A 26,410-nucleotide genomic window follows, 5' to 3' on the forward strand; every position below is an offset into this window, starting at 1 on the left:
CCACTGATGACTATGGAGAAAAGTAATGACGCATCGGACAGCATCGCTATCCGATGTTCTGTAGAAGGGTTAATGATTTTGCGGTTTGGGCATCGGCGGTGTGCCATGAGTATGGAACGTCTCAATGGTTTTCAGGCCCCACGCCTGGCCTTTCTTGCGTTCGCTTTCCGTCCAGACCACCGTCTGCCAGTCTGGCGCGAGTATCAATCGGGCCCCGGAATTGGCCAGCTCGACGCGATTCCCCGCCGGTTCCCAGACATACAGGAAAAACGTGCCCTGGATGGCATGCTTGTGTGGGCCGGTTTCAATATGCACGCCATTTTCCAGGAAGATGTCGGCCGCGCGCAGTATGTCCTCTCGCGTATCGGTGGCGTAGGTCACATGGTGCAAACGTCCATTGCCGCCACCTTGCTCTTCAGTACAGGCCAAATCATAGGTTTTATTATTGACGGTGAACCAGCAGCCACCAATCCGCCCATTATCCAGCTGAATCATCTCTGTGACGCGGGAGCCTAAGCAGGTTTCCATAAAGCGCTTGAATTCAATGACATCGGCAGCCAACAGATTGAGGTGATCCAGACGACGCGGACAGGCGCCACGCGCATGGTAACGCTGAGACAGGTTTTTCAGCGACGGGCGTTGGTCATCGGGTGCCTGATAACGGACCGTGTCGTAATAGATCTCAAAAATGTGGCCAAAGGGATCGGTAAAGCGAAATGCCTGTCCGTGCCCCTGATCGTCGTTGACCCAACCAAGCACTTCATAGGGGCTGGCTTCAATCGCCGCAACACGCCGTTCCAGCGCAGCCTGTGAAGCGGCGCGATAGGCAATGTGCCCCACGCCGGTCGTGTGATGACGCGTAAGCTTCAGGCTGTGAAACTCATAATCATCCCAGGCGCGCAGCCAGGCGTGATCGTTGTCCTGCGCGGTGACCGTCAAGCCATAAACATTGACAAAGAAGTTGAGGCTCTCTTCAAACTTGTCGGTGTAAAGCTCCACGTGAGCCAGATGCGCAATATCGAAGCAGGGTTCAGAAAGTTGAGATGTCATGATGCCATTCCTATTTATTGAGGGTTTGTGACAGCGCCGGAAGGTCATCCAGTGCTGCGCCCTTTATTTTCAGAGACAGAGAAACATTGCGATGAAGCACAATGCTGATTGCAGCCAGTAGCGCGGGTAGCGCGAGAATAAAGAAAATCGCCGACTGCGCCGGGAACGCACCCATCAGCAAGCCGCCAATCGAAGAACTGAGAATCGCACCGGTACGGCCTATGCCGTGCATCCAGCTCACGCCGGTGGCGCGCATTTCGGTAGGGTAATAAGCAGGGGAATACACCTGTAGACCATTCTGTGCGCCATTAATACACATGCCGATAATGAAAATGAATACGCCCAGCGCCACCCCGGAAAACGCGAAGATGCCTTGTGCTAGCAAGCAGAGACAACCCAGCAGATAGACCACGCCAATCACTACTCTGGCGTTGCATTTATCCATCAATGCACCGACCAGAATACCGCCCAGCGGACCACCAAGCTGGAATAACCCCGCCAGAATCGCCGCTTGTTCGAGGGAAATACCGCCCGAGCGCATAATGGTCGGCAGCCAGCCGTTAAGCAGATAAATCACGAACAGCCCCATGAAGTATGTCACCCACAAAATGATCGTGCCGCGAGCAAAACCGTGGTGGAAGAGCTGGGAGATGGTGCTGTTGCGATTGATCCGGGGAGAGTTGAGCACGAACGCCGTATCCTGCTGAAACTGGCCGCCCATGCGATTAAGCAGCGCAGCAATCTGCGCGCGAGGTGCCCGGCGCACCACCAAATTTAACGCGGATTCGGGTAGCAGATAACCTAATAAGGGCAGCATAAGCAGCGGCAGTGCACCGCCGAAAATCAACACCGCATTCCAGTGATAGTGCGCCAGTAACGCGGCCGCGATAAAGCCCCCCAGACCGGAGCCGATATTAAAGCCGCTGAACATCAGGGTAATCATCACGCCCTTACGACGCTCAGGCATATATTCTGCCAGCAGCGTGACGCAGTTGGGCATGACCGCGCCCAGCCCGAGCCCGGCAATGAATCGCATCATCGCCATTTGCAGCGGCGTGGTGGCGAAGGCGCAAATCAGACTAAAAGCGGAGAAGATCATAACCGCGAGCAGGATGATTTTTTTACGGCCAAATCGATCGGATAAGGGACCCGCGATCAATGCGCCAATCGCCACGCCAAACATCGCCGCGCCAAGGATCGGCCCCATCGCGGCGCGAGAGATATGCCACTGCTCAATCAGCGCAGGCGCAATAAATCCCATCACGGCAGCATCGTAACCGTCGAACATAATGATGATCAGGCAGAGGAATAACACGCGCCACTGAAAGGCGGAAATGGGTCGTGAATCAATCCAGGCTTTGATGTCGACCAGCTTATTTGTATTCATACGTTCGCTCTCTCTTCGGGCACGCAAAGTCTATTGAATGACAAGTCATGATTAACTCTTCCAGCTCCACGGTAAGCACCGTGTGGCAGGCTGTCTGTCAAAAAAGGCTTTTAGCGGTATGAGTTACGTTTATATTGTGAGCGAGTTGTCATAATCCACGGTGTCAATATGGGTTTGTGGTGCCCGGTAGAAAAGCCCAATACGTAAACGGCGTGCAATCTTTGTATGAATTTCGTTTAGGTCGCTGATGGGTGAGCTTCGGCGCTGATGCACTCAATCAGCGCCAATGTAGCCGGGGAATGCAGCGCACCCGCGCGCAACGTGATGCCGATATCACGACGCGTATCGGGTAGGGTGAAGGACAGAGGTTGGAGCACACCTGACTTCAATTCGTACTCCAGCTGGTGCCATGACACCGCCGCCACCATATCGGAGTCCATTAATAAGCCGCGCACGATGGCGAGGTCACCGCTCTCAACCACCGGTTTGGGTACCGGAATATCCAGCGTCGCAAAGGCGTGTTCTAGCAGATGGCGGGCCGGACTGTTTTCTCGCGGAAAAATCCACTGTGTGTCGGCGAGATCGGCAGCGCTTAACGTTCGACCGGCTAACGGATGTTGTGGTCTGGCGAGCAGCACAAGTTCTTCGCTGAACAGCCGCCGATTATCGATATCAGTAACGTTGCTGTCATGACGCAAAGCCCCGACAATCAGATCAACGTCGCCGGCCCGGAGTTCGGTAATCAGCGTGCTAAAGGCACTTTCATTGGTCACGACTTTGATCGCCGGATGTGCCGTCACCAGACGGGCAATCGCGCGTGGCAATAACACACTACGACACAATGGCAGGGCACCAATATGAACGGTGCCCTGCAGAACCCCTTGCTGGGCGGCAAGATCTTCCGGGATATGGCGAATTTCATTCAGGGCGCGGCTGATGTGTGGCGCCATTTCACGCGCGGCGGCTGTCGGCTGCATGCCCCGCGGCGAGCGCTGGAACAACACGATATTGGCCCCTTTCTCCAGCACCTTGAGCGCGGCACTGACGGCGGGCTGGCTGATGCTCAGCGAACTGGCCACGCTTTGCGTATGCTGCAGATGAAACAGCCTTAAAAATATCTGCAGGCGCCTGACGTTGAACAACCAAATCGGTTCGGCGTCATCCCGCATGGACTCGCGCAGTTTAAATCGAGCGAGAAGTGCAGGTATCTGTTTGAGTTCCTGGAGGGCACGCAGTGCGCGGGGCAGTACACATTTACCATTCTCGGTGAGCAGCATCCCGCTGGCATGACGTTCAAACAAAGGCGTGGCGAGAGTGTGTTCCAGATCACGTATCGATCGCGTCACCGCCGATTGCGTGCGAAATAAATCTTCCGCAGCCTCCGAGACGGTTCCCCGTTCTGCAATCATACAAAGTGACCTTAGCTGCATGATTTTAATGTGGTTAGCATCTTCCTGTTCCTGCATGCCCTCTGCCCCTGAACCTCTGATAATGATCACAACATAAATAAAAATCATAGCTCGCACAATGAAAGGCATTATTCGGTCACGGTGGTGCGTGTCAGGATGAAAAAAACGCAAAAGCAGGGGAACATAATGGAAAACGCAGTGAAAAAGAGTGCCTTGGTGGTCAGTGCCCATTCCGCTGACTTTGTCTGGCGCGCAGGCGGGGCCATCGCGTTGCACAGTGCGAGCGGCTATGACGTGCACGTCGTCTGCCTCTCTTACGGGGAGCGCGGTGAGTCGGCAAAACTGTGGCGCAAAGGCAATATGACCGAGCAGACCGTCAAGCAGCATCGTCAGGCCGAGGCCGAACGGGCCGCGGATGTGTTAGGTGCCAGCATTGAGTTCTTCGATCTCGGCGATTATCCCCTTCGCGCGGATAAGGAAACGCTGTTTCGCCTCGCCGATGTGTTTCGCCGCGTGCAGCCTCACTTTGTGCTGACGCATTCGATTGCCGATCCTTATAACTACGATCATCCGCTGGCGGCGAATCTCACCCAGGAAGCACGCATCATTGCGCAGGCAGAAGGATATCGTCCGGGAGAACCAATTATCGGTGCACCGCCGGTTTACTGTTTTGAACCGCATCAGCCTGAACAATGCCTGTGGAAACCGGATGTGCTGCTGGATATCACCTCGGTTTGGGACAAGAAATATCAGGCGATTCAGTGCATGGCCGGGCAGGAACACCTGTGGGAATACTACACGCGCGTGGCGCTCCAGCGCGGTGTGCAGGCCAAACGCAACACAGGGATTGCATCCACGCGCGTCATCACCCACGGCGAAGGCTATCAGAGTCTGTTCCCACGGGTAACGGAGGATCTCTCATGATTGCGGTCAATCAGAAAGGCATCGTTGTTCAGCAGATTGAGCGGGCCGATTCTGCACTGATTGCACAATTTGCCCGTGCCGGTGTCGCGACCGTCCATGAAGCGCAACAGCGGCAAGGTCTGCTCGATGTGCGGATACGACCAATCCAGCAGGGTGTCGCGATAGCCGGCAGTGCGGTCACGGTGCTGGTTTCTCCCGGTGATAACTGGATGTTTCATGTTGCAGTCGAACAGTGTCAGCCGGGCGATGTGCTGTTGGTGTCACCGACCTCGGATTGCCATGACGGCTTCTTCGGTGATCTGCTGGCCACTTCATTAAAGGCGCGTGGCGTAGTGGCGCTGGTGGGCGATATCGGTATCCGTGACAGCCAGACCCTGCGTGAGATGGGTTTCCCGGTCTGGTCGCGTGCGGTGTTTGCTCAGGGAACCGTTAAAGCCACGCTGGGGTCGGTGAATGTGCCAATTCTCTGTGCCGGTCAGCTGGTTCTTCCTGGCGATATCGTGGTTGCCGATGACGACGGAGTAGTGATTGTGCCGAGAGCGGATGCGAAAAATATCGCCGAGACCACCCAACAGCGGGTCGCCAATGAGGAGAGTAAACGAGTAAGACTGGCTGCGGGGGAACTGGGGCTGGATATTTATCAGATGCGTGGCGCGTTAGCGGAAAAGGGATTGCGCTACGTGGATTCTCTGGATGCCCTGCAAAAGAGTTCGCTATGAAACAGACGCTGATACCCTGTGTCTTAATGCGAGGCGGCACCTCTAAAGCCGCCTGTTTCCTTGCCAGCGATCTGCCAGAAGCGGGGCCGCAACGAGATCGCGTGTTGCTGGCCGTCATGGGTTCACCCGATCCCCGCCAAATTGATGGCATCGGTGGGGCTGATCCGCTGACCAGTAAAGTCGCGATTATCTCACCTGCATCGCGTCCTGATGCCGATGTCGATTATCTGTTTGCACAGGTTAACGTGCATCAAGCGGTGGTCGATTATGGACAGAACTGCGGTAACATCCTCGCCGCCGTGGCGCCTTTTGCCATTGAGAAGGGCCTGATAAGGGCACAGGGCGACATCACGCGCGTGCGCATCTTTATGGTCAACACCGGGCAAATCGCAGTGGCGCAATTTGCCACGCCCGATGGCACGGTGGAATATCAGGGCGAGACCCAGATAGACGGCGTGCCCGGTTTTGGCGCAGAGCAAATTTTGCAATTCGAGGATATTGCAGGCTCCAGCTGCGGATCGCTGTTACCGACCGGAGAGGCGCGTAATCGGTTTGACGGGATTGAGGTGACCTGCATCGATAACGGTATGCCCGTGGTGATCCTGCGTGCTGAGGATGTGGGATGCACTGGACAGGAAACTCGCGAACAGCTGGAGAGTAATGCTGAGTTAAAAGCACGCCTGGAATCTATCCGCTTACAAGCGGGTCCGCTGATGAATCTCGGGGATGTGACCAAACGAACCGTGCCGAAAATGACCCTGATCGCGCCGCCCGCTAATGGCGGTGCGCTATCCACGCGGACATTTATCCCCCATCGCTGTCACGCCTCTATAGGCGTACTGGGCGCGGTGAGTGTCGCCACAGCCTGCCTGATCCCCGGTTCCGTGACGCAGGGCATCGCGCAGATTACCGATACCAGGCAGCAGCGTCTGGCGGTAGAGCATCCCAGCGGCGAGTTTAGCGTGATGCTGACCCGTGATGAGGCAGGGAAGGTGACGCAAAGCGGCCTGATACGCACGGCACGTTTGTTATTCGACGGGCGGGTCGCCATTCCAGGCTCACACTAAAACACGAATTACCCTGCACGCTGACGTTCTCCTGTGCTGACAACCTTATGGGTTGTCGGCATTCTTCATTCGCTCTGCAAAATCTTCGTTTCCACGCGTGACTGCGTGCTCCTACTCACACTGCCTGGCCAGACTCCTTATTTGCCTTAAATAAATGTCGCCTGATTCATTATTAATGTGACAAGTGTGCGCACGGTGTGTCTTTAATGTTACGAGTCAGTATATTTAATAGCGAGGTTTTTAAAGATTTAATGGCGCAGGAATTAAGTGTTCTGAAAGTGATAATTGTTTTTGGTTTGTTAAATTAAATCACTCCGGCTGTTATTAAAATACAATAACTCAATGCTTGTTAAAATTCCGTATTATTGATGTTGAGCGTATGTCTACGGTAATTGTAACTCTGCTAAATAATAAGATAATCGCATCATTACGGGCTGCACGCCGATTTTTTCACTCTTCAGCGCATCATAATTAACGCTCAAAACCACGCTAAAACCTTGAATTAAGTTGATTAAAATCAAGGATTCCTCATAAGTTAACGCTCTTGTTACATTTAATTCACATGAAAATCATTCATTTATACAGCGAATTTTTTCTTTTTGTTACAAGTTACCCCTTTAATTTGGATGCCTTTGTGTAAACGAAAATATAGAATAATTTACAGAAAAATTCTTATTACGAGCCGTGTCGATACCTACGCCTGCAAGTGTTATCGACTGACATTTCGTTAACAATCATGATTTATTTTCCCGTTCTTTCTCCGGAACGAACGCCGAAGTGAATATCCTATTTCCCAGACGTCACCTGTCTGGAAATTAAACTGTGGTTGTTGCTCGTAGTTAAGAGAAAGACGACAGTGCGGCACCGATTTCAACTTGTTATGCAAGAGCTTGCTTCATCTCACTTCATAACATGTGAAACGGCGCTGGATTGCCGTTAACTAATTCGGTCACTCAAAAAAAGAAGATAGTCATGCTAAGTAACGATCTTACATCGCTGATCACGCGTATTGACTTCGCGCTAATTTCATCCATTCACATCATTTTTCCCCCGCTAACCATTGGACTGGCTGCACTGTTGTTCATCTCTGAACTGATGTGGGTCAGGAAGCAAGATGAGCAGTGGTATCGCCTGTGTCGCTTCTTTGAAAAGCTGTTTATCGTTAACTTCGGTGCTGGCGTGGCAACCGGTGTCACCATGGAAATGGCCTTTGGTATTCTTTATGGTCGCTTCTCGCAGGCTGCCGGGCCGTTCTTTGGTCAGGTGCTCGGCTATGAGACCATCACCGCCTTTATGTACGAAGCCGGCTTTATCGGACTGATGATTTTTGGCTGGGGCAAGATCAGCAAAGGGATGCACCTGTTTGCGACCTTTAACGTGGCGCTCTCTTCTACGCTTTCTGCGATGTGGATCCTGGTGGCTAACTCCTGGATGCAAACGCCAACCGGTGTTGAACTGCATAACGGTATTTTCATCGTAACTGACTGGCTGGCCGCGCTGTTTAACCCGAATGCGCGCAGTGCTTTCCCGCACATGCTGCTGGCAAGCTTCGAGCTCTCGCTGTGCTTCGTGGTGGCGACCTGCGCCTGGTATGTTCTGAAACAGCGTCATGTTGATCTGTTCCTGAAACCCCTGAAGTATTCACTGATGGCGCTGGCCGTGGTCGCCGCCGTTCAGATCTATATGGGTGACGTGCTGGGTGAAGCCACGCTGGAACATAAACCGGCGGCGCTGGCAGCAATGGAAGGGCACTACGATACTTATGATTCTGCGGGTAACGTCAACAGTGCCTGGCACATCCTCGGTTGGCCAAACAAAGAAGGCACCGGCCTCGCATGGTCAATCGATATCCCGCACGGTTTAAGCCTGATTGAAACCAAAACCTGGAACGGTACGGTAACGGGCCTGAACAGCTTCCCGAAAGATCAGCAACCGCCTGTAGTATTGCCGTTCTACGCTTTCCGCGCCATGTCAGGTGCTGCGGGTGCCATGTTGCTGGTGAGCCTCTGGGGCGTCTGGCTGATTGCACGTCGTCGCATGACCGCTGAGCTGGCTCCGCGCAATAAGCTGTTCCTGGCGCTGGCCGTTATTATGGTGATCCTGCCTTATATCGCAGTGATTGCGGGCTGGTGGACGCGCGAAATTGGCCGTCAGCCGTGGATCGTTTATGGCCTGATGCGCACCGAAGACGGTATGAGTCCAATGACCCTGGGTCTGGCAATCTTCTGGCTGGTGGGCTTTGCCATCTTTGAAACGGCTGTGGTCGCGGGCACCATATGGTTCCTGGCGAAAGTGGTGCGTATTGGTCCTGATTTGACCAGCAAAATACCGGGCGAGGGGCATGAGCATTTGGGTCACCTTGAAATGCCTGCCAGTGGTCATGCTGACCATCCTGAATATATCCGTCCGGTTTGATGGGAGAATAAATCCATGGACATGCTTAATTCGACTCAGCACTTCCTGATCATCGCCTGGTGGTTAGCATTTGGTATCAGTGTTCTTTTATATATCGCGCTGGATGGCGCCGACCTGGGGGCGGGGATCTTCTCGCTCTTCGTTCGCGACCATGATGAACGTGGCGCGATCATGTCGGCAATGGCTGGCACCTGGGATGCCAACGAAACCTGGCTGATCGTCGCCGGTGGTATCATGTTCGGCACCTTCCCGTTTGTGTACGGTTCGGCATTTAGCTACCTGATGGTGCCAATGGCGCTGGTGTTGTGGGGCATTATGTCCCGCGCGGTGGCACTGGAGTTTCGTCATCTGGCCTCGCCATTCTGGCAGAAGTTTTCTGACGGCATCTTCGGTGTCGCCAGCCTCGCGGTGACTTTCTTTGGTGGGATGAGCGTTGGCGCGTTGCTGCAAGGTTTCCAGATGGATTCGCCTGCACAGGGTGTACCAACTTACGTGGGTGGCGCATTTAACTTTATTTCAGCGTTCTCCATCTGGACCGGCGTGGCTTCCTGCGTGGCAATGACGCTGGCAGGCGTGCTGTTCGTACGTGCTCGCTTCGAGAAAAATGAACCGATTCGTCAGGATGCAGCACGTTGGACGGCGGTGATCTTCTGGTTGGCCATCGCTGCCGTAGTGATTACCTGGGTGTGGAGTGCGGTGATCTTCGACTGGGCACGTGCGAAATGGTTTGGACCGCATTTCTGGATCTGGGGCTTGTTTGGCTTGATCGCACTGGTGTGTATTGATCAGGTGCGTCGTGACACCCTGAAGGACAAAGATTTCGCTGCGGTGATGTGGTTCAATGGCGCAGCATTTATTCTGGGCTTCGGTATGTTACTCACCATGTTCCCATGGATTGTGCCAGGCACCTGGACCATCTGGGCGGGCGCCAGTCCACAGGTTTCTCTGATTACCTTCACCATGACCATGGGCGGTTTTGTTCCGGTAATGCTGATGTACAACTGGTATCAGATCTGGGTATTCCGCGGCCGTATCTCCAAGCTGGTTGGTCACGGGGGACACTAAGACATCATGTCTGCTAGTTCCCCTCCAAGTGGAATGGCAGCCCGCCTGGCGGAGCGTTGGCTTTCGAGCCTGCGTCGCCAGGCGGGCGGTTTATTTTCACTGTCGATCAGTATGGCGGCGCTCAATGCCATACTGATGATTGCACAGTGTTGGCTGTTAGCCTGGCTAATCAGCAACGCGGTCCTCGGTGGTAAAACCTTCACCGCGCTATTGCCTTATCTCTTATTGCTGCCGATTGTGATGTTGCTGCGCGCGGGTATCGATATCCTGCGTCAGGGTTTTGCTTTTGAAGCCTCCGCACGTATCCGTCAGGGATTGCGCGGGATGTTGTTAGATCGCATCGCCACACTGGGTCCCGCCTGGAGCCAGCATCAACGTACGGGCAGTATCGCCAGCTCACTTGGCGAAGGCGTCGAAGCTATCGAAGCTTATTTTTCCGGTTTTCTTCCGCAAAAAATCATCATCGGCATTGTGCCGCTTGCCATTCTGGTGGCGCTTTTTCCTTTTGACTGGGTTTCTGGCTTGATCATGTTGATCACCGCGCCACTGGTGCCGTTGTTCATGATCGTAGTAGGAAAGGGCGCGGAGAAAATGAGCCTGAAGCAGTGGCACAAACTCAGCCTGATGAGTGCGCACTTCTTTGATGTGATTGCTGGCCTGACAACGTTACGCCAGACCCATGCTGCACGCCGACAAGCGAACATCATCGCAGCGATCTCGGACAGCTATCGTCAGACCACCATGAAGGTGTTGCGACTGGCATTCCTTTCATCATTGGTGCTGGAATTTTTTGCCACCATCAGCACCGCGATGGTAGCGGTGTATGTTGGATTCCGTCTGTTCTATGGCGAAATGGGCTTCCTGCCGGGGCTGTTTGCCTTGTTGCTGGCACCGGAATTTTTCCGTCCGCTGCGCGATTTGGGCACGCACTATCATGCCCGAATGGATGCAATTGGCGCGACGGAAGGTCTACTGGCGATCCTGAATGCTGAAGCGCCGGAATCGTCACAGGGTAATGGCGCGCTCTCGGTGAAACCGCGTGAAATCAGTCTTGAAGGGGTGAGCTATCAGTATGCGGAGGGCGGCGGCGTTACCGATGTTTCCCTGACCCTACGTAGCGGGGAAACACTGGCGATCGTCGGCACCAGCGGTGCCGGTAAAACCACCTTATCGCGAATGCTACTGGGCTTTATCGCGCCCAACTCAGGACGCATCGTCATTGATGGCAAGGATCTTTCTTCATTAGATCTTGCTGCATGGCAGCAACAGATTGGTTGGCTCCCGCAGCGACCCACTATGTTTGCCGGTTCGATTGCGGAAAATATTCTGTTGTCGCGTTCGGGTATCAGCCAGGCAGAGGTTGAAGCAGCGGCACAGCTGGCTCAGGCTGACACTTTTATCCATTCGTTGCCGGCGCAATATGATTACCGCCTGGGTGATGGTGGAAAAGGGCTGTCCGGTGGGCAGATTCAGCGTATTGCAATGGCCCGCGCCGTATTGATTTCGCCACCGGTGGTGATACTTGATGAACCTACGGTCGCGCTGGATCGCCAGACGGCACAGAATATGATTGCCTCCTTGAGTGACTCATTACCGAACAGTGCACGCTTAATCATCACCCACGATACGGAAATCGCTGCCACAGCTGACCGAATCATCGTGCTGGAAAAAGGGCGGGTGGTTGAATCGGGGACGCCGCAAGCATTGCGCGATCAGGCTGGCGTCTTCGCCGAACTCGAGCGTCTGCAAAAAGGAGATCTCGCATGAAGGATCTTTGCCATCTCTTGCGCCTGGCGCGTCCATGGCGTTTTCGCATGGCGGTGGGGATTTTGCTCTCCGTGATTGTGATTCTCTCCAACGTGGCGCTGCTCGCCTTATCAGGCTGGTTCATTACGTCCATGGCGCTGGCGGGCGTAGGCTCACTGGCACTGGAGTTTTTCACTCCGGCTGCAGCGATTCGTGGGCTCGCGGTATTGCGTACCTTCGCGCGTTATCTGGAAAGATTGGTGACGCACGATGCAACTTTGCGCTTGTTGTCGGTTTTACGTGTCTGGTTCTATCAGCAGTTAGCCCATCTTGCGCCTGCGCGACTGCAGGATTTTCGCGATGGGGATGTGCTGGCGCGTTTTCGCGCTGATATAGATAGCCTCGACAATTTCTATCTGCGTATTTTGACGCCGGCCATTGCAGGGCTGATCTCGTCGCTCATCATTTTGGCAGGAATTTGCTGGTTCTCACCTTCAGTGGCCTTGATTGATGCGGTGGTGCTGATACTTGCGGGCGTGGTCGTGCCGTGGATTGTGGCCTCACTGACGCAAGCCTGTGGCAACCAGATCGCTACCGTGCGCTCATCCGTTCAGGCCGCATCCACCGATTTGGTGCGTGGATTAGCAGAGTTACAGATGGTTGGCGCTGTTAGTCATCAAACCGATCATCTGCGCCAGCTTTCTCAGCAACTGATCAGCGCACAGCGTCGGCAAGCCTGGATCAGCGCCAGCGGCGGGGCGATCTGCGCCTTAATGGGACAGCTCGGGTTATTTTTCGCCTTTATCCTGTTATTTAACACTGACCATGCAACCGGCATTTCTGCCAGTGAAATCGTGATGTTGCTGTTCACCATACTGGCGAGTACTGAAGCGGTGGCTGGGTTGCCCGCTGCCTTTGCCGCCCTTGGCACTACGCGCGCAGCGGCACGCCGTCTGTTCTCCATGACGGAGCTGACACCGGCGATTGTCCTGCCTGAAACCAGCCCGATACCGGAAAGCAGCGAGTTGTCATTTTCTTCCGTGACAATGCGTTACACGCCTGACGCGCCTAATGTACTGGATAAGCTGAGCTTTACCGTGCCGGTCGGCCATTGTCTGGCGATTTTAGGTCCCAGCGGAGCAGGTAAAACCACCGTACTGAATCTGGTGCAAGGATTCTGGGAAACGACAGCAGGGGATGTGTCTATCGGCGGTCGTCCGGTCAGGGCGCTTTCTGAAGATACACTGCGTCAGATGATCTCGGTGGTTGGCCAGAAAACCTATCTCTTCAACGCATCGATTCGAGACAACCTGCGCCTGGTTGCACCGGATGCGGATGACGAGGCTTTATGGGATGCACTGGCGCGCGCCGCTTTAGACGACGAAGTCCGCGCATTTCCTCTGGGGCTCGACACCCTGGTGGGAGAGTTAGGAGGGCGTCTGTCTGGTGGTCAGGCCCGCAGGATTGGGATTGCTCGCGCGTTTCTTTCCCATGCGCCGATCGTGTTGCTGGACGAGCCCACTGAAGGGCTAGACGCAGTAAATACCGAATTAGTACTTAACTGCTTGAAAGAACTCATTAAGGGTAAAACCACGCTGCTGGTGACCCATCAGATCCAGCCACTTTCCCTCGCGGACAGTCGGTTACTGCTCGATAAACAATAACAAGAGCAGGGATCTGTTTTTTGGTTTATTTACATCTGCTTAGGGGCAATCTGAGCAGATGCTTAATCAATACAAAAATAAACTTGTGAGACAACTGACCAGGGATCACCATGGATAAAATGACAAACTCCAAAACCCGACGAAAACATATTCGTTTCCCACATCTGCTGATTGATCAAATCGAAGAGAGTATGAAGAGCGAAAACATTCAAAACTTCTCAGCCTGGGTTGTTGAAGCCTGTCGTCTGAAAGCGCGGGAAGCTGGCAACGGAAAGAAGTAATTCATCATTTCCCGTCGGTGGCAGGTCATCATCGCTGACGTGTTGCGGACGGGAAACCTCATCTGATTTGACTCTTCAAATTTTCATTTCAGGCCTGTGGCCGATGCCAGAAACCGTCGCATTAGTGGAACGCTTTAGAGCACATCCAGCTCAACAAAACGCACGCATTTCCCAGGAGGTCACTTTAACTTAGCCAGATAATAAAAGTACGGATAATGTATATTATGTTAAATAAGGTATCTGAAGGCGCACGCCAGACTCCGCTGGGCTATCTCCTACTGATATTTGATTGCATTGCTGTAAATTTCCAGCGCCCCATGCTGACGTAAACGACTTCCGTTTCTCACTTGTCATCGAAACCTCCACTCTGCTCAGCCGTTCACATCGTAAATGGCTCAACATGGGCCATGCCGCTTAACTCATGAAAACTGCTCGCTCGCATGAGACAAGTCCACATGAAGGCACCCTGTATGTGGTCTTCATGTAGAGTTATTTTCACTCTCATCCTGATAAGCATGGCTAAGTTTATCAATACACCCTTCATTAATCGTTTAAAATGCCGCCAAATTTAGGCGTCGCTACGCCAATCTTTGGCAATAATCCCTCACATAAAATCTCAGAATTCACGTAGCGACGTCAGAGAGTGCAGCGTTCAGCCAGTGTCTTAAACCGACAATCATTCAAATCTCGATATGATTCTTAACCGCTATCTCAGGCGTTTTTCCTGCCATCAACTACAGTTAACTGATTCAAACCCCAGCAAAAAAACATCATGCCCTTTTCGCTCACCACACATCTGTTCGCGCGGCTACGTCTGTTGATATCGATTGTTGCCGGGGTCGTCTGCTATTTCTTACTGCCTGCAAAACTGGGAGAACTGCAACGCGTGCTGATTGGCTGGAATGTGCTGGCGTGGCTTTATCTGTGGTTTATCTGGTTTCGCATGCTGCGTACCGATGCTGGCGAGATCAAACGTATCGCTCAGATGCAAGATCAGAGCGCTGCGTTAGTTTTGGGTATGGTCATTGTGGCCTGCATGATCAGCATCGTGGCAATCATGAGCGAACTGCCGGCGCTCAAACATCTCACCGGCACACCACGCGTGTTACATCTGCTGCTGACGGCCATGACATTGATTGTCTCATGGGCATTACTGCCAAGTTCGTTTGCCATGCATTATGCGCATCAACACTATTTGCATCGCAGTCAAAATGTCACGCCCATGATATTCCCGGAAAAACCGGACGAACCGGCATACTGGGATTTTCTCTATTTCTCATTCACCATCGCGGTTGCATCACAGACCGCTGATGTGGCAACCGGCACCACCGAAATGCGCAAGCTGGCGCTGCTGCAATCGGTGATCTCGTTTATTTTCAATCTGGCCATTCTGGGATTGTCGGTGAATGTGGGCGCCGGATTGCTGAGTTAACGCTTAACGACGCCCCTTATTAATTGAGGCAGACCAGTTGAAGTCACTGACTTCGCTGGCAGATTGCGCTTCAGGTTTCTTGCGGCGCGCAGGTGTTTTCTTTGCTTTGTCCGCTTTGGCTTTTTCTTTGGCTAGCTTGCTGGTCATGACTTGCTGACGCGCATCTGCGGTATATTCTTTCTCTTTTTTCGCATCAGGCTCTTTACCACTGCGCTGGCGATGTTTTTCCATTAACCCTTTGAAGATTTCATCCACTTCACTTCGCTCAGCTTCATTGAACTGGTCGATTGAAATCATTTTCTTATCGCTCATCGCGTTATTTCCTCAGTAAATGGCTAAGCTCAAGTCTACACCATTGCTGCCGGCACGGCTTTCTTGTAATCTTGCCCGCCAATCATCCGCCTGCAAATTAGGACGTAATATGACACCTCACTCTTCTAAAGATCCCATGCACGGCGTGACGCTGGAAATGATTGTTAATGCGTTAGTGGTGCGTTATGGCTGGGTTGAACTCAGTAAACTCATCAATATTAACTGCTTTAAAAACGATCCCAGCGTAAAATCCAGCCTCAAATTCCTGCGTCGCACTCCATGGGCGCGTGCTGAAGTGGAAGCGCTGTACCTGGATTCTCTGGATGAACCCGACAAACAAGATTCAGCTGACAGCAATTTTAATCCCTGGACCCAGGGCCACTAATAATCACAGCGGCTTACCCTCTCTTCACCCTTTCCTTTTGATGACAACCTTGCCAGCGTCATCACATTTTCCAATGACAGGCTGCCTTGTAACTTCTTTTCTCGCGTGACAATATCGATACATGTATATACATGTATCGCCTATTGCAAACACAACTGATAAACAAAAATAACATAACGCACTGCGTTCATTGTTTCAGCGAGGAAACTATGTCAGCCGAATCACCTGCAGCCGATTATTCAGGCAGAGAAAACCAGCGCCTGTCTGAAACCCGCTCCATCGATTACATTCCGCTCCGCGAACGCCATGGTCACCCTTTCAGCCAGTTCACTCTCTGGTTTGGCGGTAACCTGCAGATCACCGCCATTGTCACCGGAGCGCTCGCCGTGGTGTTGGGCGGCGATGTGGTGTGGTCGCTTGTGGGTCTGTTGGTGGGCCAGATTATTGGTGCCGCCATCATGTCGTTGCATGCCATTCAGGGCCCACGTCTTGGCTTACCGCAGATGATCACCAGTCGCATGCAGTTTGGCGTGTTTGGTGCGGTGATCCCGCTGCTGCTGGTATGCATTATGTATGTCGGATTTTCGGCAAGTGGCACCGTGCTGGCCGGTCAGGCACTGGCAAAGTTGATTAATGTGAGCAACGCGACGGGTATGATCCTGTTCAGCGCCATCATTGTGGTGATTGCGGTGCTCGGTTATCGGGTGATTCACAAGCTGGGTAAAGTGGCGAGTGTGATCGGTGTGCTGGCCTTCGCTTATCTGTTCATCACCCTGCTTTCCACGCATGATTTGTCGGCCGTGTGGCAAAATCAGCACTTCACGATTGCCAACTTCCTGCTGGCCGTTTCCCTCTCATCCTCCTGGCAAATAGCCTTTTGCCCGTATGTGTCTGATTATTCACGCTACCTGCCGGCTAACGTATCGGCGAAGAAGCTGTTCAGCTCGGTGTTTTTCGGCACCGTTTTAGGCACCCAAGCCTCGATGACGTTGGGCGTGATTGTGGCGGCGATTGCTGGAAAAGCATTTTCCGGCAATGAAGTGGGATATATCGTGGGTCTGGGCAGTAGCGCGACCATGGCAATGGTGATCTACTTTGCTATCTGTTTTGGCAAGATTACCTTCACTACCCTGAATGCTTACGGCAGCTTTATGTCACTCACCACCATCGTGTCAGGCTTCCGGCAGCAAACGTCCCTCAGCCGTGGCGGTCGGGTTCTGTTTGTGGTGTTGATGGTCACGATCGCCTGCATCATCGCCCTGATCAGTGAACCGGCCTTCCTCAAGTCGTTTACCCATTTCCTGTTGTTCCTGCTAGCCTTCTTTGTTCCGTGGAGCGCAATCAGCCTTACCGATTTTTATCTGATCACCAAAGGGCGCGTGGATATTCCGGCACTTTCACAGCCTGATGGTCGTTATGGGCGCTGGAACTGGGCAGGGATTGTGGTCTATTTCCTGGGTGTGATGGTGCAACTGCCGTTTATTGATAATCCGCTGCACCATGGCTCATTGACCTGGATATTTGCAGGCAATGATGTGTCGTGGATTATTGGCTGGTTTGTCACCGCATTGCTGTGGTTAGCCGCACGCCGACTGGATCGTCGGGGCGCGTTGGCAGAGTCTATCTATCCTGTAGAGTGACGTTGTCACGGCCGCCAGTTCAGGCGGCCGTATGACTTACTTATCGTTGGTAAACCGTCCCACAATGGTGGCAGCCCCCAAGGTATGGCCTTTCAATTTGGCGATCAACTCATCATGTGTCAGTCCGCCAGGTAATTGATTTACCGGCAAATCTGTTGCCACCATCACGAAGTTATAATGATGTATGCCACTTCCCACTGGCGGGCAAGGACCATAATAACTTGTGGTGCCCGGCGAATTCTTACCTCCAGTGTATCCTTCGCCTTTACTTAATTCGCCCTGCGCAAACTGCGTGCGATCCGCCGCGATGTTATAGGCCACCATATGTGTCACGCCTAAGCCTTTTCCTCCCACGGGATCGGTCAGCATCAGCGCAAAGCTGCGGGTGCCGGCGGGTGCATTCGACCAGCTCAAAGCCGGCGACACATTGTCGCCGGTGCATGACGGGTTACTTTTGTTGTTGCCTGCAAAGGTTTTATCCAGCATGGCACTGTCGTTAAAATCCGATGATTGCAGCGTAAAGACCGGGGCAGCCAGCACGCTTCCCGGAAGCAACGCCAATAATAGTGCGCGTTTGAACATCATCATTTCTCACTCCTGTTGATGAAAAAATCAGCCAAAACATCAAGTATATAACCTGCTCACAATCATGCTGCAGGCTACACTGCTGAAAGTCCTCTTTGAAACCCCAGGAGCATCGGATGCCAGCCTCTTCACTCGCGTTGTTTACCGCCGCCACGCAGCAACCCTGCTAAATCAATAAGTTATTTTTTGTTCGAAAGAAAAGGCTTAACGCTAAGTATTTCCGGTCTTTAAATTTCCTCCTCATGAGACAGTGCCGCAGCACGGCGTGACCTTAGGCAGAACAACAGCGGCGCGTAGGCTGACCATTTTTGACCCGCCAAATAGGCCAGATTCTTTAGAATGAAAAACCTTTCCAGTTCGTATAAGTGTGCGCTACCACTGATGTGCTCTGAAATCGGTAGTAGGCTACACCTTTTCACATTAGCTGCAGTCGATATTCCATACATCTTTAATGCTGCAAGAGAAGTCGACTTTGATGAAGCTTCAATTGTGAGCCAAAAGTTTAGCTGCCAAATCATGAAAATTAGAAGTTACCACTACGTTACTATATGATATAGTAGGAACACAAATTGAATGGTTTATGGTGACATGACAATAGTTTTCTCGGTTTTTATACTTCTTCTGCTTTCAGCATGTTGAACTAAAATTTTACTTAACTTCAAAAGAAGCCATAAAAAAACTAATTTTATTTCTAAAACCAAGATAATCCAATTTTTTGTAACCTCTACATGAACCCATAAGTAGATTATTAATGAATAAGAAATTTATTTTCACGATTCTTGCATCACTGGTTGTCATTCCATTAGTAATAATAGTCAGTAAGATATTTTTAAATGCTAGCGCCTTGCCGAGCACAAAGTCTAAAACGATTAATACCAATATTATTTACAACCTGAACAATCAGAAAGGGTTAAATTCTTTTTACTCTAAAGATGATAAGCAAAGATTCAGAACCCAAGCCTACAACATCACATTATACGGAGGGAAATATTATAGAATAGAGGGGGTAACTGATCACCTCCGTTATATGAAAATCGATATATTTGACAACAGTCAAAAAATAGAAAGTTTAAACTGCTCCTATAACGCAAGGTGCAAAATCGATATCACGCCAGAAAATACTTTCACTGCAATTATACTGTTAACCGCTAACACGAGAACAGATTCGGAAATGACACTGGAAGTACGAGAGATTAATAATAGTCTCTCCTACAATCCTCCATCAGTAAACCATTCTGATTTGAATCAGTCTGATTTCTCTTTTATAAATTCAGATGGTGACTACAAAGGATTTTTTAACCAGTTCGATATGCCAGCATCCGGAATGCGCACCGGTTATCAGGCCACTTTCCGAATTATGCTAACAGCCGGGGAATATGTTTTCATGAAACTAAGTGAACCTGATATTTACAAGAGGATTTCTATATTAGATCCTGAAATGAATGATGAAATCGCATCGTCAAGCGGTAAAGATACGGCCGCCTGCCTAAAACTAAAAATTGGTGAAAGTGGAGCGCATTTTGTTTCGTTAAAGATGTTTCATGGCGATACTATTCAAGCTGTTAACTACTCACTTGAAATACATCGTGGGAAAATTTCAGAAAAAAAATGTGATGAAAATAGTTCAATGTTACTCACAGCTGACGCTAAGATTAAAAAATGGGAAAAGGAGTAATGTAGATACCTAAGTTGGCCATGGGGGGCCCTTATTGATGGTTATTTGTATATTTCACAATCATCTTAAATAGCTATGTCTATCATAACCATGAAAATGTAGATGGCTTGAGCTTGAAATATCTATCAATCACGGCCACTAATATCCAAACTGATCCATCGGACAATCCAACTTGCTCGCGGCCGGTTTCTCCCGCGTACCCAAAGGCTACAGCTGGGACGGCTACCATGCACGTTGACGATAATCCTGCAGTTGCATCCTTTCCAACTGGCGCGGCGTGGCAATGGGCCACGCTTGCTCAGGAAACAGGTAAAGACGAATGCTAAACAGATGAAACAGCGGTGTGAGTAACCCGTCATCCTGCTTTGCCAGCCGCTCCAGCAGCAGCAACAGCCAGTCGAGTTCGTCCAGCAAATCCTGGTGCGGTCGTGTTTGCAGCGATTTCAGACGCCGTTTCAGGAACAAGGCAAGCTCATGAAACATCTGTCCACTGTCCAGCTGATGTTTTGCCAGCAGATCTTTATGTCGGGCGTAGTAATCAAAGCTGTTAACGCCCAGCCACACCTCCGTTAACAACATCCCGGCGGTCGACATATCCGGCTGTGGATCGAGTCGTAAACGTGGTAACACCACGTTGACCTTATCCAGCATCAAACTGATAAAACGTTGCCTGCCAAGCAGCGACGACCCCGTACGTTCAAGCTCCTTAATAAAACGCAATAGCTCACGTAAGCCCTGGCGAACCGCGCGCCGTGCTGTCCATGAAGGACGTTTATTACGCATCAGCACGGTGGCTATCACGGCGAAAAGTACGCCCGTCAGTGATGCAATGGCGTTGTTAATGAGCAGGACCAAATCGGGTTTCAGATGATGGCCCAAACCGATAAAGCCAGGAATCTGGATAGCCACGCTGATGCCAATCATATTGGTTGAGGGACGTGCAATCATCAGGCCGAGTATCAGCAAGCCCGGCACCAGACAAATAATCAACGCTTCAAATGAGGTGGCCTGCGGTAACAGCAACGCCACATAAATCACGCTGATGAAGATGGCCACAATTACACCGCGCACAAACAATTTCATCGAAGTCAGTGGCGTATCCATACTGGCAAAAAGCGAACTCAGGATGGCAGCCATCACCGGTGCTGAGGCACCATCGTGCCACCCCGTGCCGATCCACAACAAACAGGAGCCAAAAATCGCGCAAAAGGCGGTTAAAGCAGAAAGCCTGATCAGCCCTTTGTCATAGAAACGATGAGTGCGTTTGCCGCGTGCGGGTGTGGTGTCACCCGAGAGATCGCTGACCAACCCGCCGACGCTTTGATAAGCGCCCGCAATGCGCACAAAGTCCGCCATGCGCTCCAGCAAACCGGTAAACAGCAGGCAGTGCTCAATCGGCAGCTCCCCGCTACGCCAGGCCTGGTTGATATCACTCTGACAACGGCTTAATTCCAGCTGGATACCGCTGGTTTCACCCACGGCTTCGCCATCGTTGAGCCAATGCAAAAACAGACGAAACGCCACCGCGACGTTGTCCGGGAAGGTAATCTGCAATGCCGATAAACGCTGCAGACGCAGCTCAATGGCGGTGAGCGTGGGGATCAAATAAGAGAGATGTTGATACTGCACGCTGACCAGACGAATCAAACGGCGCGCGGCATCACCCTCGTAAACACAGTGCGTGATCAAAATTTCCACTTGCTGCGGATTGGTCGCCATACGCGTCAGTATTTCATCGCGTTCGGGAGACTTATCGCCCGGAATACCGGACAGCAAATCGTGGCAAAGTTTGCGCGCATTCAAATACCACTGGCTGACACTCTGTTCCAGCAAACTACGCATCGAGACCGGAAACAATAGCGCATGTACCAGGCTGCTACACACAGTGCCAACAGCGATCTCTTCAATGCGGGATAACACGGTATTGGTGATCGACAGCGGCGTCATCACCTCAGGAAATCCCATGATGGCAGCGCTGTAACCTGCCAGCATGAATACATAGCTTTTTGGCGTGCGATCGTGCAGGGAAAGGTACAGGCACACACTCACCCACAGTGAGATAATGAAGCTAAAAAGTAAGGGGTGTTCAACAGTGACGGGAAAAACAAAGAAGATAAACACGCCGCCTAACAAGGTGCCGAGCATGCGAAACAGTGATTTCGAAATGGTGGACGCAGAGTAAAGCTGAGAGGCAATGAAAACCGTGGTAATGGCCCAGGCGGGTTTATCCAGGTTGAGTTCCAGTGAGAAGTACAATGCCAAAAAGGCAGCCAGACAGGTTTTAACAGCAAAAAAAACGGCGTTTTTTGAAAACCACTGCATGACAGTATTGAGACCAGACGGCGCTAAGTGCGGCGTATCCTGCCAGAATATTCAATCTACTCACGGCGATAAATATGTCAGGTTGTTACAGCATCAAATTTGGTGATATTGGCAGGCAATCAATATCAGGATAATTATTAAGGGTTACTAATGGACCAAATGCAAATTCAGCTTCTATTTACAGAATCTCTCTGATTTATAAGCCTATTGCTTCACAGCCTGTCATCAGTCGTATAAATGTGTTCTGGATCACACTTTTCTAAATAACCTCAATGATTACAACGGCTCCATAAAAACATTTCGCGCAATCTGGCGCAGAGCATTGCGCCAGATCATCGCAAGGGCTAACTTAGTCACTTAGCACCGTTACCCAGTTCGCATCTTTACCAGCAGGCGCTTCACTCACAAGCTTTAACGATCCACTTTGCGCATCAATGGCGTAGCTTCCTGTCAATGCGCTTTTTTCACCACTGGCGATCAGCCATTTGCCGTCCGGTGTTATGGCAATACTGCGCGGCTGCTTTTCTACCGGCCAACTACCTATCAGTGTCAGTTTGCCACTGTGTTGATCAACGCGGTATCCGCTCACCGTGCTGCTGGTGCGTTCGGTCACATACAGGAAATGACCGTTTGGCGTCAGATGAATATCGGCTGACCAGATGCGTGGCGTGGTATCGCTGTAACCTGCCGGTCGCTCACGTCCATGCTGCAACTTATACTCTGTGGCTACGGCGTTGGGGGTTTCGCTGACTTTGACCAGTTCGCCACTCGGCTCGCGACGGAACTGGGTGATGATGCCGCCCATCTCGCCAACGTTATACAGATAGCGCTGATCCGGTGATAACACCGAATGACGCGGGCCATTTTCGTCGGCGGTTTTGACATAACCGTTGCCCAGCGCGCTGAGTTCCCCCTCCTCGCTCAGCTTCAACTGCAATACGCGGTCAGTACCGAGATTGCCGACGTAGGCGGTTTTACCGGCATCATCAACGATCACCGAATGTGCCGCATGGCCCGTCTTGTAGCTGCCCACCGGCGGTGCTATCACCTTGCCATCTTTGGCTAGCCGATAGACATGCACCACATCGCCATCATAGGAGGCGCCCAGCAGGAATCGCCCCTGTTTATCGGTGCTGATATAAGGATAACTGGCCATGGCAGGCACTGCAGTCCTCTGATTAAGGTCGCCCGTCGTGCGATCGATGTGCCAGCTCACCAGTTGCAGTGGTTTACTGCGAATGGCCGCGTATAAATGCTGGTGGTCAGCACTCAACGCCAGCGGCATCACTTTTCCGCCTGCCTGAGTGCGCCCCATCAACTGCAATGCGCCGGTTTGTTCGTTCAGCGTGTAGCGGGCGATGGTGCCATCATCCGCTTCTGATACGTAGACGAAAGTTTTTGCCAGCAATGGTGCGCTGAGCGCCATCGCCGTAAGTAATGTGGCTATCTGAAAGGTTTTCTTCATTTAACTTCCTCAGCGAACCAGGGCCGGACGTTTGGCGTCAAAACGCCAGTTATCAATCAAAAACTGCATGCCCAATGCATCGTTGCGGTTCTTATCGGGCAGTGCGTTATAGAGCGCATGCGCCTGCTCGACGCGTTCCATATTCAGTTCAATGCCCAAACCTGGCCCCGGCGGCAGCTCCAGATAACCATCACGAATTTGCGGTGGCTGGTGGCTGAGTTGCTGGCCATCCTGCCATATCCAGTGCGTATCGAAGGCGGTTTGACGATTACCGGGCGCTGCGGCACCAAGATGGGCCACCATCGCCAGTGAAACATCAAAGTGATTATTGGAGTGGCAACCGGTGGTAAGGCCCCATTCGTTACACAGCTGCGCGACAACGTTGGCGTTGCGCATCGTCCAGAAATGGGGATCGGCGAGCGGGATGTCGATGGCGTTGAGCTGCAGAGCGTGCTGCAGCTGCCGCCAGTCATTGGCGATCATATTAGTGGCCACCGGCACGCCAGTGGCGCGACGGAACTCGGCCAGGGTCTCGCGCCCGGAATATCCCTGCTCTGCGCCACAAGGATCTTCCAGGTATGGCACCTTACCTGCCAGCTGTTTACCAAAGCGAATCGCTTCATCCAGCGACCAACTGGCATTCGGATCCACGGTGACGCGAGATTGTGGAAACCGCGACAGCAAGGCTTCCACGGTTTCGACTTCCTGCTCGCCATGCAAGACGCCGCCTTTTAGCTTGAAGTCCCGAAAACCGTATTGTTCTACTGCGGCTTCTGCGAGCCGTACCACTGCTGCACTGTCCATTGCCGGTTGATGACGTAACCGGAACCAGCCATCCGCTTCGTCATCACCCGAACGGTAGTGCATGTTCGTGCGTTGACGATCGGCGATATAAAACAGATAGCCCAACACCGGAATACGCTCTCGTTGCTTACCGCTGGCGAGCAGATCCGCTACCGGTAAATCGAGGAATTTACCCTGCAAATCGAGCAACGCAGCCTCAATAGCCGCCGCCGCGTTGTAAAACTTCTCTGGATTCATCTGCGGAATATGAATGTCATTGGTGTGCGAGGTGTGTTGCTGCCGCGCGTCGCTGGCGAACAGTTGGCTCAACGTGGCGTTAGCACGCATCAGTGAGCTACCGATAATCAGCGGGCGAAAATGTTCCAGCAGTTGCAACGTTGAAGCGTGGCACGGCGTTTCCCCCACGCCGCTGTTGCCTGCTGAATCGGTAAGGATCACCAGAATGCGCGTGAAATAGCAGTTATGCGCCCCGCCGATGTTCAGCAGCATGCTGTCGTATCCGGCAACCGGAACGATACGCATCGATTTAATGACTGGTGTGTCGGACATGGTTTCTCTCCGTGTGACCGAATGCAGGGGGAACAGGTTTGCGTCGCAGCAGCAGCCAGACACCGGTGATGACCGACACGCTGGTCAGCGCATACAGCCCGCCGGTGGTGCTGCCGGTATGAAGTTCAAGATAGCCAAACACGGTGGGTGCAAAGAACCCGCCGAGGTTGCCGATGGAGTTGATCAGGGCAATACCAGGCGCGGCGATTGAAGCAGGTAATTCGCTTTGCGGCATTGGCCAGAAGAATGCCGCGCTGACTTTCGAGCCAATGCAAGCGACGATCATCGCGACAAAGCCAAACCAGGGTGTGCCGGTGGTGGCCATAAAGGTGCCGCACGCGGCAATCAGCATCGCAAGACCCAGCCCTTTATCCAGCTTATCGCGGTAGCGGTCGGTGGTTTTACCCAGCAGGAACAAGGCAACAATGGCACATAACCACGGAACGGCGGTCAGCAAACCTATTTCAAAGCTGTTATAACCCTGAATACGCTGGATGATTTGCGGCAGCCAGAAGACCAGGGTGTAACCGGTCATGGTCATGGTGAAAAAAATCAGACAATAGAACAGTAAGCTGCGATCGCGCAATAAACCCCAGCGGCCGTGCTCTTTAGCATGTACGTCACGAGCTGCATCCTCTAACGCTAACTGTGCTTGCAACGCACGTTGTTCTGCTGGGTTAAGCCATTTGGCATCCTGCGGTTTAGAGACCAGCACTAGCGCGGCCAGCAAACCAATCACAATCGATCCGCCCCCTTCCAGGAACATCACCCATTTCCACCCGGCTAGCCCGTTCACCTCATGCAGCATCAGAATGGCGCCAGTTAAGGGGCCGGAAAACAGAAAGGCGCTGGCGGTGGCACTCAGCACCATCGCGGTGGCACGACCGCGCCATGCATTCGGCACCCATTGGCGAAAGTAGAATAAGACACCAGGGAAAAATCCCGCCTCTGCCACACCCAACAAGAAGCGCAGGACATAGAAATGCAGCGGCGTGCTCACAAAACCGGTTAACACCACCACGATGCCCCAGGTAATCATGATGCGCGTCAGCCACACGCGTGCCCCGAGTTTTTTCAGCATCATATTGCTGGGCACTTCGAACAGCGCGTAACCAATAAAGAACAATCCTGCGCCCAGACCAAAGGCTGCGGCACTGATCCCCGCATCCGTCTGTAATTCGGCTTTGACGAATCCAATGTTGGCTCGGTCAATTTGGTTAACAATCAGCATCAGCGCCAGCATCGGGATGATGCGACGGAAAAACTTAGCGATTGCGGAGGCGATATGCGTGTCGTGATCTGCTGCTAAATCATAAGATTGTTGAACCGTCATGCGTCACCTATTGGGTTAATTGCACCGCTATAGGTATACGCAGTCGATTAAAGAGCGGTTATGTGAGAATGCCCGAGACCGTTTGTGCAGATGTTGAAGGGGCTTTTATGTTCAATGCGTTAGCGGTTTTCCCAGCGTAAAGTTTTGTGTGGGTTTGTGCGCTGGCTCACTGGAGAATAGT

The 26,410-nt window shown here is 52.1% G+C and carries 21 protein-coding genes; 12 read left to right on the forward strand and 9 right to left on the reverse strand.

What is annotated here, in order from left to right:
• Positions 1-69: 69 nt before the first annotated feature.
• The 3 genes from WFP70_RS03685 to WFP70_RS03695 form a co-directional block, all read right to left on the reverse strand.
• A complete protein-coding gene (locus WFP70_RS03685; RefSeq protein ID WP_337022629.1) occupies positions 70-1,050 on the reverse strand; it encodes a VOC family protein in 981 nt (326 codons plus the stop codon).
• 10 nt (positions 1,051-1,060) lie between these two features.
• Positions 1,061-2,437 (reverse strand): MFS transporter, encoded by a 1,377-nt coding sequence (locus WFP70_RS03690; protein ID WP_337022630.1) that lies wholly within the window; start codon positions 2,435-2,437, stop codon positions 1,061-1,063.
• Between the two features lie 236 nt (positions 2,438-2,673).
• Positions 2,674-3,903 (reverse strand): LysR family transcriptional regulator, encoded by a 1,230-nt coding sequence (locus tag WFP70_RS03695; RefSeq protein WP_337022631.1) that lies wholly within the window; start codon positions 3,901-3,903, stop codon positions 2,674-2,676.
• 129 nt (positions 3,904-4,032) lie between these two features.
• Between WFP70_RS03695 and WFP70_RS03700 the strand changes: the two genes are divergently transcribed.
• The 9 genes from WFP70_RS03700 to WFP70_RS03740 all read left to right on the forward strand — a co-directional run bounded on the left by WFP70_RS03700 (position 4,033) and on the right by WFP70_RS03740 (position 15,159).
• The gene (locus WFP70_RS03700) at positions 4,033-4,770 is read left to right on the forward strand and encodes a PIG-L deacetylase family protein (protein ID WP_182057818.1); all 738 of its coding nucleotides are present in this window, start codon (positions 4,033-4,035) and stop codon (positions 4,768-4,770) included.
• Positions 4,767-5,489, forward strand: coding sequence for a 4-carboxy-4-hydroxy-2-oxoadipate aldolase/oxaloacetate decarboxylase (locus tag WFP70_RS03705; protein WP_337022632.1), 723 nt, complete (start codon positions 4,767-4,769; stop codon positions 5,487-5,489). Before WFP70_RS03700 ends, WFP70_RS03705 begins: the two co-directional genes overlap by 4 nt.
• Positions 5,486-6,556: a 4-oxalomesaconate tautomerase gene (locus WFP70_RS03710; protein WP_337022633.1), complete on the forward strand. Its 1,071-nt coding sequence runs from the start codon at positions 5,486-5,488 to the stop codon at positions 6,554-6,556. Before WFP70_RS03705 ends, WFP70_RS03710 begins: the two co-directional genes overlap by 4 nt.
• A 972-nt stretch (positions 6,557-7,528) precedes the next feature.
• Positions 7,529-8,971: a cytochrome ubiquinol oxidase subunit I gene (locus WFP70_RS03715; RefSeq protein ID WP_160832922.1), complete on the forward strand. Its 1,443-nt coding sequence runs from the start codon at positions 7,529-7,531 to the stop codon at positions 8,969-8,971.
• Between the two features lie 15 nt (positions 8,972-8,986).
• Positions 8,987-10,036, forward strand: coding sequence for a cytochrome d ubiquinol oxidase subunit II (locus tag WFP70_RS03720; protein ID WP_034823522.1), 1,050 nt, complete (start codon positions 8,987-8,989; stop codon positions 10,034-10,036).
• 6 nt (positions 10,037-10,042) lie between these two features.
• Complete coding sequence (cydD, locus tag WFP70_RS03725; protein ID WP_337022634.1) at positions 10,043-11,803, forward strand: thiol reductant ABC exporter subunit CydD; 1,761 nt, start codon at positions 10,043-10,045, stop codon at positions 11,801-11,803.
• Positions 11,800-13,446, forward strand: a complete 1,647-nt coding sequence (cydC, locus tag WFP70_RS03730) for a thiol reductant ABC exporter subunit CydC (RefSeq protein ID WP_337022635.1) — start codon at positions 11,800-11,802, stop codon at positions 13,444-13,446. The genes cydD and cydC overlap by 4 nt, the downstream gene beginning before the upstream one ends.
• A 110-nt stretch (positions 13,447-13,556) precedes the next feature.
• Positions 13,557-13,727, forward strand: coding sequence for a YlcI/YnfO family protein (locus WFP70_RS03735; RefSeq protein WP_072050617.1), 171 nt, complete (start codon positions 13,557-13,559; stop codon positions 13,725-13,727).
• Between the two features lie 772 nt (positions 13,728-14,499).
• On the forward strand, positions 14,500-15,159 hold the full coding sequence (locus WFP70_RS03740) for a DUF1345 domain-containing protein (protein ID WP_034823528.1): 660 nt from the start codon (positions 14,500-14,502) through the stop codon (positions 15,157-15,159).
• A 3-nt stretch (positions 15,160-15,162) separates the two neighbouring features.
• Here WFP70_RS03740 and WFP70_RS03745 read toward each other — a convergent pair whose 3' ends face one another.
• The gene (locus WFP70_RS03745; RefSeq protein WP_034823530.1) at positions 15,163-15,471 is read right to left on the reverse strand and encodes a hypothetical protein; all 309 of its coding nucleotides are present in this window, start codon (positions 15,469-15,471) and stop codon (positions 15,163-15,165) included.
• Between the two features lie 109 nt (positions 15,472-15,580).
• Here WFP70_RS03745 and WFP70_RS03750 point away from each other — a divergent pair, with 109 nt between their 5' ends.
• Positions 15,581-15,856 (forward strand): VF530 family DNA-binding protein, encoded by a 276-nt coding sequence (locus tag WFP70_RS03750; protein WP_160867320.1) that lies wholly within the window; start codon positions 15,581-15,583, stop codon positions 15,854-15,856.
• A gap of 209 nt (positions 15,857-16,065) precedes the next feature.
• Positions 16,066-17,496 (forward strand): purine-cytosine permease family protein, encoded by a 1,431-nt coding sequence (locus tag WFP70_RS03755; protein ID WP_058960550.1) that lies wholly within the window; start codon positions 16,066-16,068, stop codon positions 17,494-17,496.
• A 36-nt stretch (positions 17,497-17,532) separates the two neighbouring features.
• Here WFP70_RS03755 and WFP70_RS03760 read toward each other — a convergent pair whose 3' ends face one another.
• The gene (locus WFP70_RS03760) at positions 17,533-18,084 is read right to left on the reverse strand and encodes a YbhB/YbcL family Raf kinase inhibitor-like protein (protein WP_442956326.1); all 552 of its coding nucleotides are present in this window, start codon (positions 18,082-18,084) and stop codon (positions 17,533-17,535) included.
• Positions 18,085-18,832: 748 nt separating this feature from the next.
• Between WFP70_RS03760 and WFP70_RS03765 the strand changes: the two genes are divergently transcribed.
• Entirely contained in the window at positions 18,833-19,756 is a 924-nt protein-coding gene (locus WFP70_RS03765; protein WP_337022636.1) for a hypothetical protein, read from the forward strand.
• Between the two features lie 222 nt (positions 19,757-19,978).
• Here WFP70_RS03765 and WFP70_RS03770 read toward each other — a convergent pair whose 3' ends face one another.
• The 4 genes from WFP70_RS03770 to WFP70_RS03785 form a co-directional block, all read right to left on the reverse strand.
• A complete protein-coding gene (locus WFP70_RS03770; RefSeq protein ID WP_337022637.1) occupies positions 19,979-22,078 on the reverse strand; it encodes an FUSC family protein in 2,100 nt (699 codons plus the stop codon).
• 349 nt (positions 22,079-22,427) lie between these two features.
• On the reverse strand, positions 22,428-23,543 hold the full coding sequence (locus tag WFP70_RS03775) for a lactonase family protein (RefSeq protein ID WP_337022638.1): 1,116 nt from the start codon (positions 23,541-23,543) through the stop codon (positions 22,428-22,430).
• Between the two features lie 9 nt (positions 23,544-23,552).
• Positions 23,553-24,896, reverse strand: coding sequence for an enolase C-terminal domain-like protein (locus tag WFP70_RS03780; RefSeq protein ID WP_337022639.1), 1,344 nt, complete (start codon positions 24,894-24,896; stop codon positions 23,553-23,555).
• The gene (locus tag WFP70_RS03785) at positions 24,874-26,229 is read right to left on the reverse strand and encodes an MFS transporter (RefSeq protein WP_160867313.1); all 1,356 of its coding nucleotides are present in this window, start codon (positions 26,227-26,229) and stop codon (positions 24,874-24,876) included. Before WFP70_RS03785 ends, WFP70_RS03780 begins: the two co-directional genes overlap by 23 nt.
• Between the last annotated feature and the right edge of the window lie 181 nt (positions 26,230-26,410).

It is taken from the genome of Pantoea sp. USMM079 (genome assembly GCF_037153115.1).
Classification (GTDB): Bacteria; Pseudomonadota; Gammaproteobacteria; order Enterobacterales; family Enterobacteriaceae; genus Pantoea; species Pantoea communis.

Coding starts and splice junctions, on each gene's coding strand:
- WFP70_RS03685 (WP_337022629.1), bottom strand. CDS start 1,050: ATGACATCTCAACTTTCTGAACCCTGCTTCGATATTGCGCATCTGGCT.
- WFP70_RS03690 (WP_337022630.1), bottom strand. CDS start 2,437: ATGAATACAAATAAGCTGGTCGACATCAAAGCCTGGATTGATTCACGA.
- WFP70_RS03695 (WP_337022631.1), bottom strand. CDS start 3,903: ATGCAGGAACAGGAAGATGCTAACCACATTAAAATCATGCAGCTAAGG.
- WFP70_RS03700 (WP_182057818.1), top strand. CDS start 4,033: ATGGAAAACGCAGTGAAAAAGAGTGCCTTGGTGGTCAGTGCCCATTCC.
- WFP70_RS03705 (WP_337022632.1), top strand. CDS start 4,767: ATGATTGCGGTCAATCAGAAAGGCATCGTTGTTCAGCAGATTGAGCGG.
- WFP70_RS03710 (WP_337022633.1), top strand. CDS start 5,486: ATGAAACAGACGCTGATACCCTGTGTCTTAATGCGAGGCGGCACCTCT.
- WFP70_RS03715 (WP_160832922.1), top strand. CDS start 7,529: ATGCTAAGTAACGATCTTACATCGCTGATCACGCGTATTGACTTCGCG.
- WFP70_RS03720 (WP_034823522.1), top strand. CDS start 8,987: ATGGACATGCTTAATTCGACTCAGCACTTCCTGATCATCGCCTGGTGG.
- cydD (WP_337022634.1), top strand. CDS start 10,043: ATGTCTGCTAGTTCCCCTCCAAGTGGAATGGCAGCCCGCCTGGCGGAG.
- cydC (WP_337022635.1), top strand. CDS start 11,800: ATGAAGGATCTTTGCCATCTCTTGCGCCTGGCGCGTCCATGGCGTTTT.
- WFP70_RS03735 (WP_072050617.1), top strand. CDS start 13,557: ATGGATAAAATGACAAACTCCAAAACCCGACGAAAACATATTCGTTTC.
- WFP70_RS03740 (WP_034823528.1), top strand. CDS start 14,500: ATGCCCTTTTCGCTCACCACACATCTGTTCGCGCGGCTACGTCTGTTG.
- WFP70_RS03745 (WP_034823530.1), bottom strand. CDS start 15,471: ATGAGCGATAAGAAAATGATTTCAATCGACCAGTTCAATGAAGCTGAG.
- WFP70_RS03750 (WP_160867320.1), top strand. CDS start 15,581: ATGACACCTCACTCTTCTAAAGATCCCATGCACGGCGTGACGCTGGAA.
- WFP70_RS03755 (WP_058960550.1), top strand. CDS start 16,066: ATGTCAGCCGAATCACCTGCAGCCGATTATTCAGGCAGAGAAAACCAG.
- WFP70_RS03760 (WP_442956326.1), bottom strand. CDS start 18,084: ATGATGATGTTCAAACGCGCACTATTATTGGCGTTGCTTCCGGGAAGC.
- WFP70_RS03765 (WP_337022636.1), top strand. CDS start 18,833: ATGAATAAGAAATTTATTTTCACGATTCTTGCATCACTGGTTGTCATT.
- WFP70_RS03770 (WP_337022637.1), bottom strand. CDS start 22,078: ATGCAGTGGTTTTCAAAAAACGCCGTTTTTTTTGCTGTTAAAACCTGT.
- WFP70_RS03775 (WP_337022638.1), bottom strand. CDS start 23,543: ATGAAGAAAACCTTTCAGATAGCCACATTACTTACGGCGATGGCGCTC.
- WFP70_RS03780 (WP_337022639.1), bottom strand. CDS start 24,896: ATGTCCGACACACCAGTCATTAAATCGATGCGTATCGTTCCGGTTGCC.
- WFP70_RS03785 (WP_160867313.1), bottom strand. CDS start 26,229: ATGACGGTTCAACAATCTTATGATTTAGCAGCAGATCACGACACGCAT.